We start from the raw sequence: 18728 nt of genomic DNA, 5'->3' as shown, positions 1-18728 counted from the left end.
ATGGGGTTTTTTTTATGGAATTTAGTATTTTAGATGTTATGAATTACACGGATTTAACAACTTTAGGTATTGCTTTGGGGTTAGGTCTTTTGGTTGGATTACAGCGTCAAAAAACCGACCACCAAATGGCTGGAGTCAGGACGTTTACACTTATTTCTATTTTAGGAGTTATTGCTGGGTTTTTGACTCGGGAATATGACAATGCTTTTATTCTTCCTGTTTTGGGTCTTAGTATCGCAGCTATGTTGATGATGGCTAATTACATTAAAATAAAGAAATTTGACAAACCAGATGTAGGTCAAACAACTGAAGTTGCTGCTTTACTGATGTTTGCCATTGGCGCATATCTCGTGGTAGGAAGCCAATTGATTGGCGTTTTGGTAGGTGCATCAATGGCTGTTTTATTGTACTTAAAACATCATTTACATGAATTTATAGAACGATTGAGCCATAAGGATTTATCAGCCATCATGACTTTGGCAGGCATAAGTCTAATTATACTACCAATTCTTCCAAATGAAACCTATGGCCCGCTTGATGTGCTTAATCCACAAAATATTTGGTTAATGGTTACCCTTATAGTTGGTATAAGTGTTATTGGGTATTTCATCTATAAAGTTGTGGGCAAAAAAGCTGGAATTATATCCAACGGAATTTTAGGTGGCTTAATTAGCAGTACTGCAACCACAGTCAGCTATGCTCGTAAAACAAAAGAAGCACAAAATATAAGCAAATTAGCAGTCTTTGTTATAACAACAGCTTCTGCTATCTCTATGGTACGCGTATTAATAGAAATTGGAGTAGTTGTTCCTGAAAAACTTGGACAAATAATTCTTCCCATTGCAGCCGAAATAGTTATTGTTTCTATTCTATGTGTAATTATATTTTACCTGATAAACAAAAATAATTCAGATAATGAAATGCCTGAGCCAAGTAATCCTGCACAGTTTAAGAGCGCTCTTTTATTTGGACTATTATATGGTTTTATCCTATTGGCAGTGGCTTTTACCAAACAACAATTTGGTAATAATGCACTCTACATCGTCTCTATAATTAGTGGATTGACAGATGTGGATGCCATAACACTATCACTGTCACAAATGATGAAAGATGGGCGCTTACAAACAGAATTGGGATGGAAATTGATTCTCTTAGCTTCAATTTCAAATTTGGTTTTCAAAGGAATTATGGCTATAGTTTTGGGAGCTAAAGAGATTGTAAAATGGATTGTAGTGGTTTTCGGGGTTGCCATAGTTTCTGGATTGTTAATTATATGGCTTTGGCCACAATCTTGGCATTTTTGAGTGAATTAGAAGAAACTAATCCACCTATTTAATAAGGCATTTAGTTAATTTAAGTATAGAAACTTTTATACAAAAAAATTGGAAACCATATTATTCTAAGGATCAATAATATCGCTAAACAAGTTCATAGGAAGTGAATGGAATAGAGATTTTTGTAAGATTTCAGCTTACTAAACACAAGATCTATTTTGCTACGATCGAGCCAGATTTTAACGTTCTCCCCATAATTTTACAGCATTTTGAAAGTCGATATGCCGATCAAAAATGGATTATTTACAATATAAAGTGAAATTTCGACTTGTTTTTTAACTTACGAGATACTAGTTATATAAATTTTAATTTTAAATCTAAAGATCACCTAGATTCATCTAACACCAGTGTTTTCAGTACTTCCGGAATAGGCTTTAAAAAATTATGGTAAGAATATTTTGAAAGCACCAATATAAAATCCAGAAAGAATATGAAACTACACCTGCAACATGTACCCAAAAGATATTGGAAATATTTAACTGAAAAGAGTACTTGGCCAAATTAAAAATTAGTTTAAATTTGCTGCTCAACTAATTAAACATTTTACAATGAAAAAATTATCTTTATTATTATTAGCTGCTGTATTCTCTTTATCAATCTATTCTTGTAGAGAAACAACAGAAGAAAAAACAGAAGACGCTATGGAAGACGCAGCTGACGACATGGAAGATGCTGCAGACGATGTTGCTGATGACCTAGATGCTGCTGCTGAAAACGTTGAAACTGAAGTAGAAGAAGAAGTAAATGGAACTGATGATGTGAACGGAGACGACGACATGTAGTCTTTTTTGCATTCATATTCTTAAGCCATCTTAATTTAATTTGAGGTGGCTTTTTTAGTTAAACCCTTTAAATCTAAACAATGAAAAAATTATTTTTAATGCTGATGCTTGCTGCAATGGCAACATCGGTATATTCTTGTAGAGAAACTACTCAAGAAAAAACAGAAGATGCTTTAGAGTCTATAGGTGAAGATATAGAAACAAATGCTAAAGAAGCAGGAGAGAAAATTGAAGCCGGTGCCGAAAAAGTTGTCAAAGAAATAGATGAAGAAGTTCATAATACAGATGACGTAAATGGGGAGAATCAGTAATTCTATTTAAGAAGGAAAGTCTTATCCAATTTCCTATAATTAAAAAAATGCCCCCAATTAGTGTTCAACTTTTTGGGGGCACTTTACTTCCAAGAATTAGAAGAACATCAATTTTTTTGACGGAGAATAAAGAAACTCAGTAATGTTGTGCTGAAGTAACGCTGTAATGAATTTAAGGGTCGTAGAAGAACTATGCTCAAAACTCCGTCACTGCTTTAAAAGGTCACTCCGTAACTAAACCCCCCGTCACAAGTCCACTACGTTACTCCGTCACTAATATTAAGATACATGAAAATAAAATCTATTTTAAAAATCGACGGTAAGACCAGCATCTATTCTTGCAACAAGATCATTCCAGTGATATTTGGTTAAAGAATCATTATTATTGTTTTTTCTAGTACTAAGATCCCTTTTCAATCGCTCCATTTCACCACGCATTAATGCGATGATATCCGACTTCAATACCGCTTCATTATCTTCACCCTTTAATTGCTGAAGGTAAGCGGATGCAGCATCTACATAAGAACGTTGTAAATTTCTGCGATAGGCATCAGTTTTTCTTCCAGAATATAATTCACTGAAAATCCCTTTTCGCAGGTCATCCATTAATTCTACTGCCGTATAAGCTTCCTTTCCGTTCATCTGCTCATTACTCACCATTCTCTTCAACCTATCCTCATCAAGCAGATTGTTAAGAGCTCTGGTCTGTAAATTTTGTACACGTTCAATTGCTCCTGACGCTTCAATTCTGCTCAGAATTTCCTGGTTTAGTAACCAGTCGGGAGTTGTGAAAGCTTGATTATTTAAAAATGCCACGGCATTTTTTTGAATTTCCTTTGGAACATCTCTATAAACAGCTCCTTCCTGATCTGCAGTTTTCAGGGTTTCATTAACCCCACCTACATTGGCAACGACATGGTTTACATAACCTCTCCACAAGCTGGTTAATTCCCCGTAAACCTCATCAAGATCCTCGTAATCTACTCCGTCTTTGGAAGTCCATGCAATAAGATTTGGAACTACCTTTTTTAAATTTGCAAGTCCATATTCACTGGCCTTCACCTGATCAGATCCTAAACTTTCCCTTTGCGACTGGGGATCTACTCCACCATAACCGCTTCCAAATTCATACATCCTGTCCCCGGCTTTTTCAAGTATCCATTTATCAAGAATTGGCTTCTCTTCAATAGGACTGTCTGCTTCAGGTATATATCGATACCCCCAATTGATGGCATAAAGATCGTAAGGTCCCATCATCCGGATGTATCGAACACCTTTATCCTCTGGTTGTGCAACATAATTCACCCTCGCATAATCCATAATGGAAGGCGTTAATCCATACTTCTGAGTAAATTCAGCTGAACGTAGGGAATCTGTAGGGTAGGCTGAACTGGCCTTCATATTATGTGGTAATCCCAGGGCGTGACCTACTTCGTGAGCAATCACCATTCGCATCATTTCTCCGATTTCAGCTTCCGGAGTATTTAAAGTTCGGGCAGCAGGATTCTGTGCTCCTGCTTCTATCATAAACCTGTTTCGGTAAGAACGCAGATGGTTGTGATACCAAATTATGTCACTTTCTATTATTTCACCCGTACGTGGATCTGATACGGAAGGCCCAGTTGCATTCCTTGTAGTACTGGCAACATATCTTACCACAGAATATCTTATATCTTCAGGGCTAAATTCCGGATCTTCTTCTTTAGTAGGCGGGTCCTTGGCTATGATAGCATTCTTAAATCCTGCAGCTTCAAAAGCTACGTTCCAGTCTTCGATTCCCTTCTTGAAATAGGGTCTCCACTTTTCTGGTGTTGCAGGATCCAGGTAATAAACAATAGGTTTTACAGGTTCTACCAATTCTCCTCTCTTATAGGCTTCACTATCCTTCGGAACCAATTGCCACTTCCTTATAATCCTGTAATCATCAGCTTTAAGTTCGTCTGAATTGTAATCGTATTTCTTAATACTGAACCAGCCTACTCTTTCATCTGCTAATCTCGGCTGCATTTTTTCATCCGGAAGTAATATCATAGATTGATTCATCAGCAAAGAAATAGTTCCTGCCTGATCACTTTCCGGTGGCTCCTCTGCTTCATAGGTCATCACATGTTTTACCTCAATATTCTTCGGAAAAGATTGAACAGACTCAATATAAGAACGATTTTGGTCCAGCTTTTTGACTTTGTACCGCTTTTTAAGGGAACTTGAAATACCATTAATAGCTTCAATGTCATTCTCATATAAACTATTTACCTCAACAACTACAGCTGTGGAATCGGGATTGTAAGCCGAAATTTTTGTACTGTAAAGTATTGGGAAAAAGTTATTTGCAGCAACAGACTGGTATATAGGGGAATTTTCATCGCTTTCATTCTCAAAACTGATGATCTTTATATCTACATTCTCACCCCTTTTGGTCCATCTTACAACCTGTTCATTTGCCTTGGAACCAGCATTTACATAGCCACCACCAAAACCGGCCGGCACTTTTGCAATTCTGCTCACCAACAGCATATCCTTTTCAAGCAGGCTGAGTGGAATTTCATAATATAACTTATCTCCTACCCTGTGACTGGTGAACAAACCTTCATCACTTTTAGCTTCTGAAGTAATCACCTCCCGGTAGGGCTTTAGGTCGTCATTATCTTTTTTAGAATCTGTTGTTGAAGCTGATTTATTCCCTGTTTGTGTTCCTGTAATGGATCGCTGACTCTGGCATCCAAGAAAAACGATTGCCATTAAACCAAGTGCCGATATTTTTTTGATCATATTCAATTTTATTTGAGATCTCAATATAAGAAAACGCAAAGAAAAATGAAGCAGTGAAAATAAACATTCCACCAAAGTTTACTTCAGAAGCAATTTATAATATGATATTTTCAAAAAGTATAAAACTATGAAGAGCGTTTCATGATAAATATCAAAAGTTTTTTGCTTGATATAGCGCCTTCAGATTTAATCTGAAAATTAATTTCTATCTTAACCGTCATTATCAATACCAATTAAATAAAATATTAATGGCCCCTTACCTACCCTGCCCTAAAGGTCAAATGAGATATTTTGCCTGTCTGGTCTTTTTGCTCCTGTGCACTTTTCAGGTTAATGCTTTGGAACAGGACCCTTACCCTGCCCAACCCATTACTGAAGTTGTTTCCTTGCATGAATATGCACTTTATGCCAGCTCCGGAGACGAAATCTACACGCTTGAAGAAGTAAAGAACAATACCGCAACCCTTGATTTTAGGCCTCTGGAATCTGAAAATATGAATATTGGATTCACCCGGGACCACTATTGGGTGAAATTCAGGATCAAAAATACTACTTCTCAAAATCTCACTTATTATCTTGAGACCGGCCGACCTATAACAGACAGGGTGAACCTCTACAGCATTTCAGCTTCAGGAAACATTCAATCCCAACAAAGCGGGGATAAAATGGCCTTTTCAAATCGCAGTTTTGACCACCGGAAAACAATTTTTGAAATACATCTGCCTTCTGATGAAACCCTTGATATTTATATTCATTACGAGAATGACGGAGAAGTTTTAAATTTACCCCTACTCCTTCATAATGCTTCCAGTCTTCTAAAGATCACCTATATCGAGCAACTAGTGTTTGGCATTTTCTACGGTATCTTATTGATCGCTGCCATTATTTACCTGTTTTTCTTCTTTGCACTTGGAGAAAGGAGTTTTCTGTATTATAGTATTTATGTAATCACAGTGGGACTTTTGCAGTTCTCCCTAGACGGCTACTTTTTTCAATATCTTGGACCTGCAGGTGGCTGGTTCTCTAATCATTCTGTAATATTGTTTGCCATTTTATCAGCCGGTTTTCTGGGTAAATATTCTGAAGTGTATTTAAACATCCGGCAAAGCAACAGCAATATGGCTCGCATCTTTAAAGCGATCTATGTGATGCTTGGGCTTTTGCTGCTTGCGCTGCTATTTGTGCCCGGGTTTTTGGAATTTGCATATCCCTCGGCAAACCTATTGGGGCTTGGGGTACTAGTAGCCATAGTGGTTTCGGTGATTATCCTAGTATCAAAAAAAATAACCGTAGACAAATTTTTCCTAACGGGAATATTTTTTCTCACTCTGGGATTTGTGATCTTTATTCTGAATAATTTAAGTGTCTTACCCAATACCTTTCTCACCCAAAACAGTGCAAAACTGGGAACAGGACTGGAAATTATCTTCCTGTCGCTTTCCATGGCCAACAGGATTAAAAAACTTAAAACCGAAAAACAAGAACTTCAAAATCTTGCCTTGATACGCTTGAAGGAAATGGATGAACTTAAATCTTATTTCTTGTCTAATTTAAGCCACGAATTGCGCACTCCGCTAAATGCAATAATGGGACTTGCAGATGCTATGGCCAATGAGACTAATGAACAGAAAGTAAGAACCACTTCTAATGTGATCAAGGCTTCATCGGTACGTCTATTAAACCTAATAAACGATATTCTGGATTTTTCAAAAATAGAAAAAGGGGAACTGAAACTTGAGAATGAGGTTTTTGATCTTATGGAGATCATGGAACAATTACAAATAAGCTATAAGAACCAGGCCGAAGAAAAAGGTCTTTCTTTTGAATTTCATACTAATAACTTAGTAACCGAGGCAGTAGTAGGTGATACAAACCGGGTCGCCCAAATTGTAAACAACCTCCTAGACAATGCCCTGAAATTTACTCCGGAAGGCAGTATACGATTAGACCTTAAAACCCGCAAAGGAAACCTTAATACTATGGACCTATTACTGAAGGTTACCGATACCGGAATTGGAATACCTACAGAAAAAATGGAAACTATATTTGATTCGCTGACCCAAGAAAGCATCAATAATAAGCGAAAATATGGTGGTCTTGGCTTGGGACTCTTTATTATAAAGGTACTTGTAGATATGCACAAGGGCGAAATTCAAATACAAAGTAAGCAGGGAGTTGGAACCACCTGCATTCTCAAGCTCTCGTTCCCCCTGGCCAATAAACCTGCAGCCCTATCAAAATTGACTCCTATTCAAACTTATGATTTGAAAGGCAGCCATATCCTAGTAGTTGAGGACGACCCTATAAACCAAATGGTGCTGAAAATGATCCTTAAAAAATGGAACGGAACCCAGGTAAGTTTTGCCAATAATGGTGCTGAATGTCTTGAGAAATTGCAAGAACAGGCATTTGATCTTGTACTAATGGATTTGCAAATGCCGATAATGGATGGCTACGAAGCCTGCATCGAGATACGAAAGGGAGAGGCAGGGACCTATAATAAGAACATTCCTATAATAGCCGTAACAGCAGATGTTATGGAAAGTACCAAACAGCGGGTGAAAGACATAGGGATGAACGATTATCTCGCTAAACCGGTACACAAAGACAGGCTTTATTTAAAAATGGCAGTGTTGCTTGAAGGAGTGGAAAAAGTGATGGATTAGTTTATTGAAAAAAGAGCAGTCCCACCCCTGAATACCCTATCATATCAGAGGCATCCTGAGCTTTTCCGGAACGAAAAAATGGCCGAAGTATACTTACAGAGATGTTAGTCTGCTCTGAGAAACATTCAAGGATCAATCTTAAAAGTTGTGGCGAATTTACAAATGGTTTGACAATTTTTATTCTATAAATCAAAAAACCCTGATAATCAATAGATTAACAGGGTTTAGAGTACTCGGGACGGGACTTGAACCCGTACGAACTAATGTTCATTGGATTTTAAGTCCAACGTGTCTACCAATTCCACCACCCGAGCGTGGATGTTTTAATATTTTAAATCCTAATTTGGATTTGTTGCTCTTAAGACTATTTCCCGATAACCATCAGGATCTACCATCCGAGCATTGATTTTATGAGCGAACTTTCGCCTTTCAGAGCGAAAAACGGCCCCGAAGCATCGGGAGAACCCGCAAACTTCAAATGTTTCGCTTGTCAGAGCGAAAAACGGGATTCGAACCCGCGACCTCCACCTTGGCAAGGTGGCGCTCTACCAGCTGAGCTATTTTCGCAATTTGTCTGAACGTTTTTTCGGTTTCCCGAAGAGCAATAATTCCTTATTGCGGTTGCAAATTTAAAACAATTCTTATAATACCAAAGGATTTTCTACGATATTATCGACTTTAAACTTGGGCTTTTTGTTTCCCAGAAAGCATTCTCTTTATTTCATTTAATTTCATCAAGGCTTCAATTGGCGTAAGTGTATCAATATCAATATGCAAGAGCTCTTCTTTTAATTCTTGAAGCAAAGGATCGTCTAAATTGAAAAAACTCAATTGCATCTCTTGTTCTGCAGAATTTTTTAAAATTTCTCCGGAATCCTCCATTTTATGAGATTTTTCCAGCTTCTTCAGGATCTTATTAGCTCTGCTTATAACTTGCTGTGGCATTCCTGCCATCTTCGCCACATGTATCCCAAAACTGTGCGCACTCCCACCAGGAATCAATTTCCGAAGAAACAATACGGTATCCTTTAATTCCTTTACAGAAACATTATAATTCTTGATTCGACTAAAGGTATCTCCCATTTCATTTAATTCGTGATAATGGGTCGCAAAAAGTGTTTTTGCATGGGTAGGATGTTCATGAAGATACTCTGTAATAGCCCAAGCAATCGAAATTCCATCATAAGTACTTGTTCCCCTACCAATTTCGTCTAATAGCACCAAACTACGTTCAGATAGGTTATTAAGAATGCTCGCGGTCTCATTCATCTCTACCATAAAAGTAGATTCGCCCATAGAGATATTATCGCTCGCTCCTACTCTTGTAAAAATCTTATCTACCAAGCCAATTCTCGCACTTTCTGCCGGGACAAAACTTCCCATTTGAGCCAGTAATACTATAAGTGCTGTTTGTCTTAAAATAGCCGATTTACCACTCATGTTAGGGCCCGTGATCATAATTACCTGCTGAGTTTCTCTATCTAAGAAAACATCATTGGTAATATACTGTTCTCCATGTGGCAATTGCTTTTCTATAACTGGATGCCTCCCATTCTTGATCTCTAATTCAGTAGAATCATCTATTTCTGGTTTGTTATAATTCTCCAAGATCGCTTGTTGTGCAAAAGAAGATAGACAATCTAACTGACCAATTAATCGCGCATTTTGCTGCACAGGATTAATATAATCTCTCATCCAGTCTACAAGACCTGCAAATAATTCTTGCTCTAAATGCAAGATCTTTTCTTCTGCTCCTAAGATCTTGCCTTCATATTCCTTCAATTCTTCAGTTATGTAACGCTCGGCATTCACCAAAGTTTGTTTCCGGGTCCATTCTTCCGGCACTTTATCCTTATGGCTATTCCTTACTTCAATATAGTAGCCATATACATTATTGCTTCCTATTTTAAGGGAGGTGATTCCGGTAGCTTTACTCTCCCGCTCCAACATCTCATTAAGGTAATCTTTCCCTGAAAAAGCGATGTTTCTAAGATCATCCAGCTCTGGATGATAACCTTTAGCAATAGTATTCCCTTTTACAATATTCACCGGAGCTTCTTCATGTAACATCTCGTTGATCTTGGTTCTTAAAACCTCACAGCTTTGTAACTTATCACCAAGTACTTTTAAGGACTCTTCCTTAGCATTCATAGCCAGTTTTTTGATTGGCATGATAGCATCCAGAGAATTATTTAGATGAATTACTTCCCGAGGACAAATTTTCCCAGTAGCTACTTTGGAGATCAATCTTTCCAGATCACTAATTCGTTTTATTTGTTTCTGAAGCTGCGCTAACTCCTCTTTATTCTGAATAAAATAGCTCACCACATGATGCCTCGCTTTAATCTTTTCAGCATTTTTAAGCGGAAGCGCTAGCCATCGTTTCATCATTCTTCCTCCCATAGGAGAAATAGTCTTATCTATGATTTCCAGAAGGGTGACTGCATTTTGGGCGTTGGAATTGTACAATTCGAGATTTCGAATGGTAAATCGATCCATCCAAACATATTCCTCTTCAGCAATTCTATTTAAAGAAGCGATATGCTGTAATTTATGATGTTGGGTTTCGCTTAAATAATATAGGATAGCTCCTGAAGCAATAATTCCTTCTTCCAAATGATCTACTCCAAATCCTTTCAAAGATTTGGTTTTAAAATGCTCGTTCAAGGATTCATATCCATAATCCAATTTGAAAACCCAATCTTCCAGATAAAAACAGTGAAAACTATCACCAAAGGTTTTAGTAAATTCCTTTTTATAATTTTTCTGAATAAGGACTTCACTAGGTCCAAAATTTTGAAGAAGTTTATCTATATATTCCGCAGAACCTTGCGCTGTTAAGAACTCTCCAGTAGAGACATCTAGAAAAGAAATTCCCATTGTCTTCTTGCCGTAGTGAACAGCACATAAAAAATTATTGGCCTTGCTATTCAAAACCTCATCATTCATTGCTACTCCCGGGGTAACCAACTCTGTAACACCTCTTTTCACAATAGTTTTTGTGAGTTTAGGATCTTCTAACTGATCGCAAATAGCAACCCGCAAGCCAGCTTTAACCAATTTAGGCAAGTAGGTATTCAAGGCGTGGTGAGGAAATCCTGCCAAAGCAGTTTCTGTTTCACTCCCATTCCCTCTTTTAGTTAGAACTATATTCAGGATCCTGGCAGTGCTAATGGCATCTTCCCCAAAGGTCTCATAAAAATCCCCTATTCTAAATAACAATAGAGCATCAGGATATTTCACCTTGATGGAGTTATATTGTTTCATTAAAGGAGTGATTGATTTAGGTTTTTTAGCTGCCAAAAGAGTTCAATTTAATTCATGCTAAAATACTCAATCCTAAAGGCTATGAGAAATTTAAAAAGCTGCTTTTATTCAAAATTATCCACAATATCTTTTAATGAGAATGTTTCTAACCCAAAGATCAATCTTAAAAGAGATCAACATTACTATTAAAATAAAAATTATCCTCTAAGCTCTTAGTGTGCATTAGAGGATAATTATAAATTTATTTAGGTATTGATTGAAATAGAAACAAAGCTTATTATTAATTCTTTGTTTCTACTCTAATTTTCTTGTCGCTCTGCAACTTTCACTTCGCCGGATAATCCACTAAGTTCTGGTCTGAAATGCCATAATTCGGAGTAACTCCCTTGAGTTGCATTTTCCCAGTCCTTAAGAAAGGTGTCAAAACTACCTGCCCCATGAACTTCATTATATTTATCGACAAATTTCCTGTCTTCCCCCATCCATGCCGATTTCTCAAAAAATGAAATAAAGGAAATATCATTCCCGTCTTTGCTATTTGGCAATTCGTTGGTGTAAATTCCATAAGTGGCTCCCGGGAATTTATCTTTCATTACCTTTTCTATCTTTTCTAATAAAGCCATTGTCTTTGTCCCTTGAAAAGGCTTTATATCATAATAATCTACCAACAATTTGTTGAGAGTAAAATCTTTAGGAAAATTAGAAAGCCCTGCCTCAAACTTGAAATAGGTCTGATCTGTTTCTGGCAGCATGTATCGCAGAACATTGGAGTTCCAATCTTCATCATGTCCTTCTTTTTCCGGTCTGGTATCGAATGCGCTCCAAGGCAAAGGCCCCATTACCCATAGATACTTACCAGTGTTGGGTCCATTTCCTATCCAATATACTCTTGCGCCATATTGTCCTTCATTATGGTATTGTTTATTATGCGCTGCAAGTCCAGATTCGAATTCAGAAATCTTATCCAACTGCGGGGATAACAAAGCGTTTTCAAACACCATATATTCATTTCCGTTTTGGGATATTGCTAAAAAAGGAATTAGCAATATCAAGTAAAAAATCTTTTTCATAATTTAATATTAGATGGTTATTGTAGGTCTATTATAAAATCTGGAGTTAAAAAATATCAATAATTTATTTAGATGCTACATAAGAAAGGTCTGGTCTCATCCACCCTCGCATCGTTTCCGTTTTTAAAAGGATCTTATTAAGGTTGGCAAAAAGTTCTTGCCCCTTTGGCCCCATCGCTTTTCTGGCTTCTGCACTTTTACGTTCCATATCCATAGCATCTTTTGCAGCTACCGCAACCATAAAATAGGCGCCATCTGTCCCAAAGCCACTTCTATATAATCTATAGTGCATATTGAGATTCTTCTCTGAATAGAAGTTTTTGAAAGCTTTTGCTGCTTCTACAGCTTTATCAGTATCTGCTGGAGCAAAATAATATCGAGTGTTTTCTCGATAATTCTCACCTTCGATCATAGTTTGCATTCCATCTGGCATGTAACTAAGTTCTTTATCCAGTGCTAGTACAAAATCTGAATGCTTGTCATAACATTTATCAAAATCTTCAAAAACTTTGTCAAAATCTTCTGCTCCAACTTTCTCTCTAAGTGAAGCCATTGGGTTTTCATCGAGTTCAGCAAAATTTTCCATAGGAGAGATATAAAAATAATTGTTATCCTCTGTGGCAAGTGTCATCCAATCGTTAGCATAGTTATTATCTTTGCACATTTTCGCGAATTTGGCAGCAGTCTTTTCATATTCTGCTTGCATAGAAGGTTTCACAGGATCCATATGAATTAGATATCGCTGATACCTAGATTCCTCCTGAGATTGCATGTTAAACGCGAACATACAACCGAACAATAAAAGCCCTAAAATTTTAATGGTTCTCATAATCTCTGAATTTTAGTTGGTTACTTAATTATAATAAAATGCCGATTCAGAATATTGAAATACTAGAATCAGTACAATTATTCAAAACTAAAATGTGGGGATTGTTTCCGAATATTACGGAAAATAATTTTTTTGGGATATGCAAGGGGGATTGGAGTAAAAAACAAAATTCCTATTTATCACGAATAAGATGCTCTAAGATATTAAAAATGTGTTAAATACCTACTAATTATTAATAAATTTTAAATTTAAATAAAAGATATCTTAACTACTGTCTAGATAATATTAGAATTTACTATTGATAACCTGCCGCTTGAAGATTGAATAATTCAGTATATAATTTATTGTTCTCCATTAATTCTTCATGAGTTCCAATTTCCAGAACGGTGCCTTCCTTTAGCACCATGATACGGTCTGCGATTCGCACGGTGCTAAATCTGTGCGATATGATCACTGCGGTTTTCCCTTCGGTTAATTTTATAAATCTATCAAAGGCTTCGGTTTCTGCTCTTGCATCTAATGCTGAAGTTGGCTCGTCTAACACTAATACTTCTGCATCTTTCATATAAGCTCTTGCAATAGCGATCTTTTGCCATTGCCCTCCAGAAAGGTCTTTTCCATTCTTAAAGCGCTTTCCTAATTGCTGATCGTAACCTCCAGGCAATTCTGAAACTACCTGATTCGCAAGACTTTTATCTGCTGCATTGTCTATTCGGGGCTGATTCCCAATTTCCTCTATTTCACCCATCGCGATATTTTCTCGCAAGGTTAATTCGAATTTCACAAAATCTTGGAAGATCACCCCGAAATACTGCTGATATTGAAGCTGATTATATTTCTTTATTGGCACACCATCTAATAAGATCTCACCTTCGGTTGGCTCATAGAATTGAAGCAATAATTTTATAAGTGTGGTTTTCCCTGCTCCATTTTCTCCTACAAAAGCCAGCTTTTCACCTGCTTTCAATTCAAAATTCACATTACGGATTACCCAGCGCTCAGATTTAGGATATTTAAATCCAACATTATTAAACGTGAATCCTGTTTTTATACTTTCAGGTAAGGACAGTCCTTCTACTTCTTCAGATCTATCGAATTTAAGATCTAAAAATTCAAAATAATCCTGAAGATATAATGCACTTTCTGTGATTGCTGTAAATCTGGTAAAAAATCCTTGTAATTTATTTTGCAAACTTTTGAAAGAGCCTGAAAGAAAGGTAAGATCTCCTAAACTAAATACTCCAACCACGGTCCTAAAAACTATTAGCACATACGCGCCATAATATGCCCCAGTTCCTATTACATTAAAAAATGAACCCCAGGCTGCACGTTGCTTTGCAAGCTGCTTACTTTCCTTGTAATATTTATTGGAAAGGTTTTGAAATCTTGTTGCAAGATAATCTGAAAGTCCGAACAATTTCACCTCCTTAGCTGTCACATCACTTGCTCCTGCATATCTTAAATAATCCAATTCTCTGCGTTCCTGCGTCCACCTTCTGGCTAAAGAATAACTGGTTCCACTAAATTTTATTTCGTTTATAATAGTTGGGACTATAGAAACAACTAGTAGAATTATCAACCAAGGTTCAAAAACAACTACCCCCGCCATTAAAGATATAATCACAATTATATCTTGTCCTTGGGTTAAAATATTAGACATCAAGCCTACTCTTCCTGTTGTTTGTTGCCTCGCCCGTTCTAATTTATCGTAGAATTCTGAATCTTCTAACTGATCCAAATTTATTTCTGAAGTTTTTTTTATGATCTTTACTGAAGTATCTATAGAATATTGATCTCCTAACAGCGCATCTGTCAGCGCGATTGCTCTAGATAATAGATCTGAAAGTATTGCCAACCCAAGCTCAATTCCCACAAATAACCAAAGCCTGTCATAATCTTTAATATCAGCAGCTATTTGAAGCACTACCTCATCTACAATGATCTTTCCAATCAATAATATTAGTACAGGTAAACTCGCATTTAATATTCTACTAGCTACGTTGGCATAAAATAACAACGGATTAACCTTTCGTATTTCTTTAAAAAAACGTGGCACAAACTTTAAAGAGGCAAAGCTTTCTTTAAAGTTAATCTTTTCAGGTTTTAAGGATCTTTGAGTTCTAGGCAAGAGCTATATTTTGATAAGCAAGCAAGTTACTCAGGAAATATCATATTTGGAAGTAAAGTAGATTAAGTATTTCCTTTTAACATCTTAAAAAACACTTATAAATATTCCTATTTTTGCCATTATGGGAGAAAATAGAAAACTTAAGAATAGCGAATTAGAAAGAAAGACGGTAGCCGAATTTAAGGGAGCTGCTAAAACGCCCATTATTGTTATTCTGGACAATATTAGAAGTCTTAACAACATAGGTTCTGTATTTAGAACGGCAGATGCCTTTTTAATTAAAAAGGTCTATCTCTGTGGAATAACAGCTACTCCACCGCATAAAGACATTCAAAAAACAGCACTGGGAGCTACAGAAACGGTGGAATGGGAATATGTGGAAAATACTATCTCTCTTATAAAACAACTTCAAGACGAGCAGGTAGAGGTCTTAGCTATTGAACAAGCAGAAGGCGCTACCATGCTAAATGATTTTCAGCCAGAAAAGGGTAAAACCTATGCCGTGGTGTTTGGAAATGAAGTTAAGGGAGTGCAACAAAGCGTAGTAACTGCGAGTAATGGAATAATCGAAATCCCTCAATTAGGAAGTAAGCATTCTCTAAATATCTCTGTAAGTACGGGAGTTGTGTTATGGGATCTTTTTAGCAAGATCAGTCTATAAACGTTTAAGCCAAAGTAATAGTCTCTTCAATCTTCGCTAGAATTTGTAAATAATCTTTACGGTTATTCACAAAATCCAATTCAGAAATATCAATGATCTTCACCTTGATATTTGCCTGAGATTTTATGAAAGACAAATAACTTTTATTGATTTCAATTAAATAGTCTGGTTGGATATTCTGCTCGTAATCCCTACCTCTACTTTTAATGTTTTCAAGTAATCGATCGGTATTCTGATACAGATATATATACAGATCTGGCTTTACCAATTCCTTATAAATTATCCTGAAAAGCTTATCGTACAAGGCATATTCATCTTCTTGAAGGGTAATCTTAGCAAAGATCAGCGATTTGAAAACATCATAATCTGAAACCACAAAATCTGTAAAAAGATCATACTGAGCAAGATCGTCTGATAATTGCTGATACCTATCTGCAAGAAAAGACATCTCTAAAGGAAATGCATATCTATTTTGATCTTCATAGAATTTAGGCAGAAACGGGTTATCCTTAAAACGCTCCAAGATCAATTTGGCATTAAAATCTTGAGACATCATGGTAGATAAACTCGTTTTTCCAGCACCAATATTTCCCTCTACCGCAATATAGTTATAGTTGATAAAGCTGAATTTCTTACCTGGTTTTTTTAAAGTTTCCGGAAGTCTTTTAATTTCACTTTTATCTGAAGTGTTTTCCAAAAGCTGAGAAATTGATTGGTGTAAGCTTGGATGCTTTTCTTTTCCTGCAATATCTGCCAAAGGCATCAATACAAATTTTCTGTTTTGCATTTCCGGATGTGGCACCTGTAAATTCTCTGTAGAGACCACTTCCTCATCCATCAATAAAATATCAAGATCTAAGGTTCTGTTCTTATAAGCTCCGTTAGTATTTCTGGTCCTTCCTAACTTGGTTTCAATTTTCAGTAATTTTTGAAGCACTTTTCTTGGAGAAAACCTGCTATTAACCGCAACACACATATTCAAGAAAGCTGCTCCATCAAAACCCCAAGCAGGTGTTTCATAAATAGGAGAAAGCTTAAGTACATCCCCAATTTCTAGGTAAATCAAATCTACCGCTGTTTGTAATAGATACATACGGTCTCCCTCATTGCTGCCTAAGGCTATATAGAAAAGTTTTGGAGAGTTCAAAAGGTGTAATTAAAGGTTATGGAAGTACAAACTAATAGTATAGCAAATTAACTAAAACTAATTTACTTTCACCTAGTTTTATTAAGGAGAGGCACAAAAAATATCGGTTTAAAAGAGAATTAAAACATACATATATCTTAATTAAATAATCCTTAGTGAAATACAAACAGAAAAATTAATATTTAGGAAAATAGGTTGTTTTTTATTAATTTTATAGAAGTATCATATAAGGAGTTATTTTATAATTCATCCTTATCTTGGTTCCAGCCCAATATCAAAAATTACCCTTCTCTTATTTTAGCTCAAAAGTAAAGCCCCCAATAGTCAAATTTCAGTAACAATTTAAATTTTTAGATAATGGTACCATCTATCTTCTTTCTTATTTTATTTGCTCTGTTTTTCCTTAGCGGGATTCGTATTGTTTTTGAATACAAAAGAGCTTTAAAATTTAGATTTGGTAAATATATCAAGACCTTAAAACCAGGTTTTAAGTGGATAATTCCTTTGGTTGAAACAATTCAAGTAGTAGATATTCGGGTTATCACCATTAATATCCTTTCTCAGGAAGTAATGACGGAGGATAACGTTCCCTGTAGCATAGATGGGGTGGTTTTCTTTAGAATTAACGATCCGGAAAAAGCGGTCTTACAAGTAGAAGAATATAATTATGCGATCACACAATTATCTCAAGCTGCACTAAGAGATGTTTGTGGTAAAGTGGAACTAGACACCATTTTATCTAAACGCGAGGAAATGGGCAAGAATATCAAGACGATCGTAGAGGAGGAAACCCGGGAATGGGGAATTGAAATTATAGGAATGAAAATTAAAGACATCCAATTACCCGAAAACATGAAACGTATGATGGCAGGTCAAGCTGAAGCAGAGCGATCCAGAAGATCTCAAATAATTCTCGCCTTGGCAGAAGAGCAAGCAGCCGGGAAACTATTAGAAGCAGGAAAATTAATAGATCAATCTCCCTCTGCTATTAAATTAAGACTTTACCAAACCTTATCTAATATCGCGGCCGAGAAAAATTCTACGATCATATTTCCATTTCCGGAAGAGGCTTTAACTAAAAAACAGCCTTAGAATATAATTTTATCGATCAGTTTGGGGGTTTAAGGCTTCTAATCCCTTCATATACAACCACACTAACAGCATTTGCCAAATTCAAGCTTCTTATATGTTCACTGTAAATGGGGATCTTATAAACACTTTCTTGATTCTTTTCTATGATTTCTGAAGACAATCCAGCAGATTCTTTTCCAAAAACAAGAAATAGCTCATCAGAAAAATCGATATCCCAATATTCTTTTTCACCGTGACTAGAGAAGAACACCATCTTTTTATCTTTATTCAGCGTAAAAAACTCCTCTGCGCTTTCATAGATCTTTAAGGATATATGCTTCCAATAATCCAGTCCGGCTCGCTTCACTCTTTTATCATCTAGTTCAAAACCAAAAGGTTTCACCAAATGCAAAGTAGATCCCGAAGCCAAACTCAACCTACCAATATTCCCAGTATTCATTGGGATCTCCGGCTCCATAAGTACAATATTATAACCCATTCCTTATGTATATAACTAGTGATCTAAATAAATTTAATTCCGTTTCTTAGAACGCACAATATACTTTAGCTCCCACTAAAATCAGTCATTTCACACCAATAAAGTCTTTGCTAATTTTCACAACAATTTAAGTAAAATAAAATTACATACTATTAACTTTGCTAAGTGGTTTTAAATCTTAAAACACAATTTAA

At 36.2% G+C, this 18728-nt stretch carries 13 protein-coding genes, 2 tRNA genes and 1 pseudogene; 7 read left to right on the top strand and 9 right to left on the bottom strand.

All coding sequences use genetic code 11. The features are described from left to right. The first annotated feature begins 38 nt into the window (after positions 1–38). From ES724_RS04950 to ES724_RS04930, 4 genes and pseudogenes are all read left to right on the top strand, one after another. Entirely contained in the window at positions 39–1304 is a 1266-nt protein-coding gene (locus tag ES724_RS04950) for an MgtC/SapB family protein (protein WP_146930365.1), read from the top strand. Between the two features lie 133 nt (positions 1305–1437). Beyond that, positions 1438–1839, top strand: a pseudogene (locus ES724_RS16990) (TIGR03915 family putative DNA repair protein). A 136-nt stretch (positions 1840–1975) separates the two neighbouring features. After that, on the top strand, positions 1976–2116 hold the full coding sequence (locus ES724_RS16690; protein ID WP_246136824.1) for a hypothetical protein: 141 nt from the start codon (positions 1976–1978) through the stop codon (positions 2114–2116). 80 nt (positions 2117–2196) lie between these two features. Further along, on the top strand, positions 2197–2427 hold the full coding sequence (locus ES724_RS04930) for a hypothetical protein (protein ID WP_026837557.1): 231 nt from the start codon (positions 2197–2199) through the stop codon (positions 2425–2427). A gap of 306 nt (positions 2428–2733) precedes the next feature. On the opposite strand, the gene ES724_RS04925 is transcribed toward ES724_RS04930, so the two are convergent. Beyond that, on the bottom strand, positions 2734–5196 hold the full coding sequence (locus ES724_RS04925) for a zinc-dependent metalloprotease (protein WP_146930356.1): 2463 nt from the start codon (positions 5194–5196) through the stop codon (positions 2734–2736). 248 nt (positions 5197–5444) lie between these two features. Here ES724_RS04925 and ES724_RS04920 point away from each other — a divergent pair, with 248 nt between their 5' ends. Next, complete coding sequence (locus ES724_RS04920) at positions 5445–7862, top strand: hybrid sensor histidine kinase/response regulator (protein ID WP_146930353.1); 2418 nt, start codon at positions 5445–5447, stop codon at positions 7860–7862. A gap of 230 nt (positions 7863–8092) precedes the next feature. Here the strand turns inward: ES724_RS04920 and ES724_RS04915 are convergent. The 6 genes from ES724_RS04915 to ES724_RS04890 form a co-directional block, all read right to left on the bottom strand. Next, positions 8093–8176, bottom strand: a tRNA-Leu gene (locus ES724_RS04915). A gap of 180 nt (positions 8177–8356) precedes the next feature. Then, positions 8357–8429, bottom strand: a tRNA-Gly gene (locus ES724_RS04910). A 111-nt stretch (positions 8430–8540) separates the two neighbouring features. Next, complete coding sequence (gene mutS / locus ES724_RS04905; RefSeq protein ID WP_146930351.1) at positions 8541–11129, bottom strand: DNA mismatch repair protein MutS; 2589 nt, start codon at positions 11127–11129, stop codon at positions 8541–8543. Positions 11130–11428: 299 nt separating this feature from the next. Then, on the bottom strand, positions 11429–12199 hold the full coding sequence (locus tag ES724_RS04900; RefSeq protein WP_146930348.1) for a hypothetical protein: 771 nt from the start codon (positions 12197–12199) through the stop codon (positions 11429–11431). Positions 12200–12263: 64 nt separating this feature from the next. Further along, positions 12264–13028, bottom strand: coding sequence for a hypothetical protein (locus ES724_RS04895; RefSeq protein WP_146930344.1), 765 nt, complete (start codon positions 13026–13028; stop codon positions 12264–12266). 295 nt (positions 13029–13323) lie between these two features. After that, positions 13324–15156, bottom strand: a complete 1833-nt coding sequence (locus ES724_RS04890) for an ABC transporter ATP-binding protein (protein ID WP_146930342.1) — start codon at positions 15154–15156, stop codon at positions 13324–13326. A gap of 121 nt (positions 15157–15277) precedes the next feature. Between ES724_RS04890 and ES724_RS04885 the strand changes: the two genes are divergently transcribed. Beyond that, positions 15278–15817 carry a TrmH family RNA methyltransferase gene (locus ES724_RS04885; protein ID WP_146930339.1) on the top strand — a complete coding sequence of 180 codons (540 nt, stop codon included), beginning with the start codon at positions 15278–15280 and terminating at the stop codon, positions 15815–15817. Positions 15818–15821: 4 nt separating this feature from the next. Here the strand turns inward: ES724_RS04885 and folK are convergent, their stop codons facing one another. Then, complete coding sequence (folK, locus tag ES724_RS04880) at positions 15822–16964, bottom strand: 2-amino-4-hydroxy-6-hydroxymethyldihydropteridine diphosphokinase (protein WP_146930337.1); 1143 nt, start codon at positions 16962–16964, stop codon at positions 15822–15824. Between the two features lie 357 nt (positions 16965–17321). On the opposite strand from folK, the gene ES724_RS04875 reads away from it, so the two are divergent. After that, complete coding sequence (locus tag ES724_RS04875; RefSeq protein WP_146930334.1) at positions 17322–18056, top strand: slipin family protein; 735 nt, start codon at positions 17322–17324, stop codon at positions 18054–18056. A gap of 16 nt (positions 18057–18072) precedes the next feature. On the opposite strand, the gene ES724_RS04870 is transcribed toward ES724_RS04875, so the two are convergent. After that, complete coding sequence (locus tag ES724_RS04870) at positions 18073–18534, bottom strand: tRNA (cytidine(34)-2'-O)-methyltransferase (protein ID WP_146930331.1); 462 nt, start codon at positions 18532–18534, stop codon at positions 18073–18075. Positions 18535–18728: the final 194 nt, after the last annotated feature.

It is taken from the genome of Gillisia hiemivivida (assembly GCF_007997295.1).
Classification (GTDB): Bacteria; Bacteroidota; Bacteroidia; order Flavobacteriales; family Flavobacteriaceae; genus Gillisia; species Gillisia hiemivivida.
Note: the sequence above shows the minus strand (reverse complement) of the source record. Positions and strands in the feature narration are given on the sequence as shown.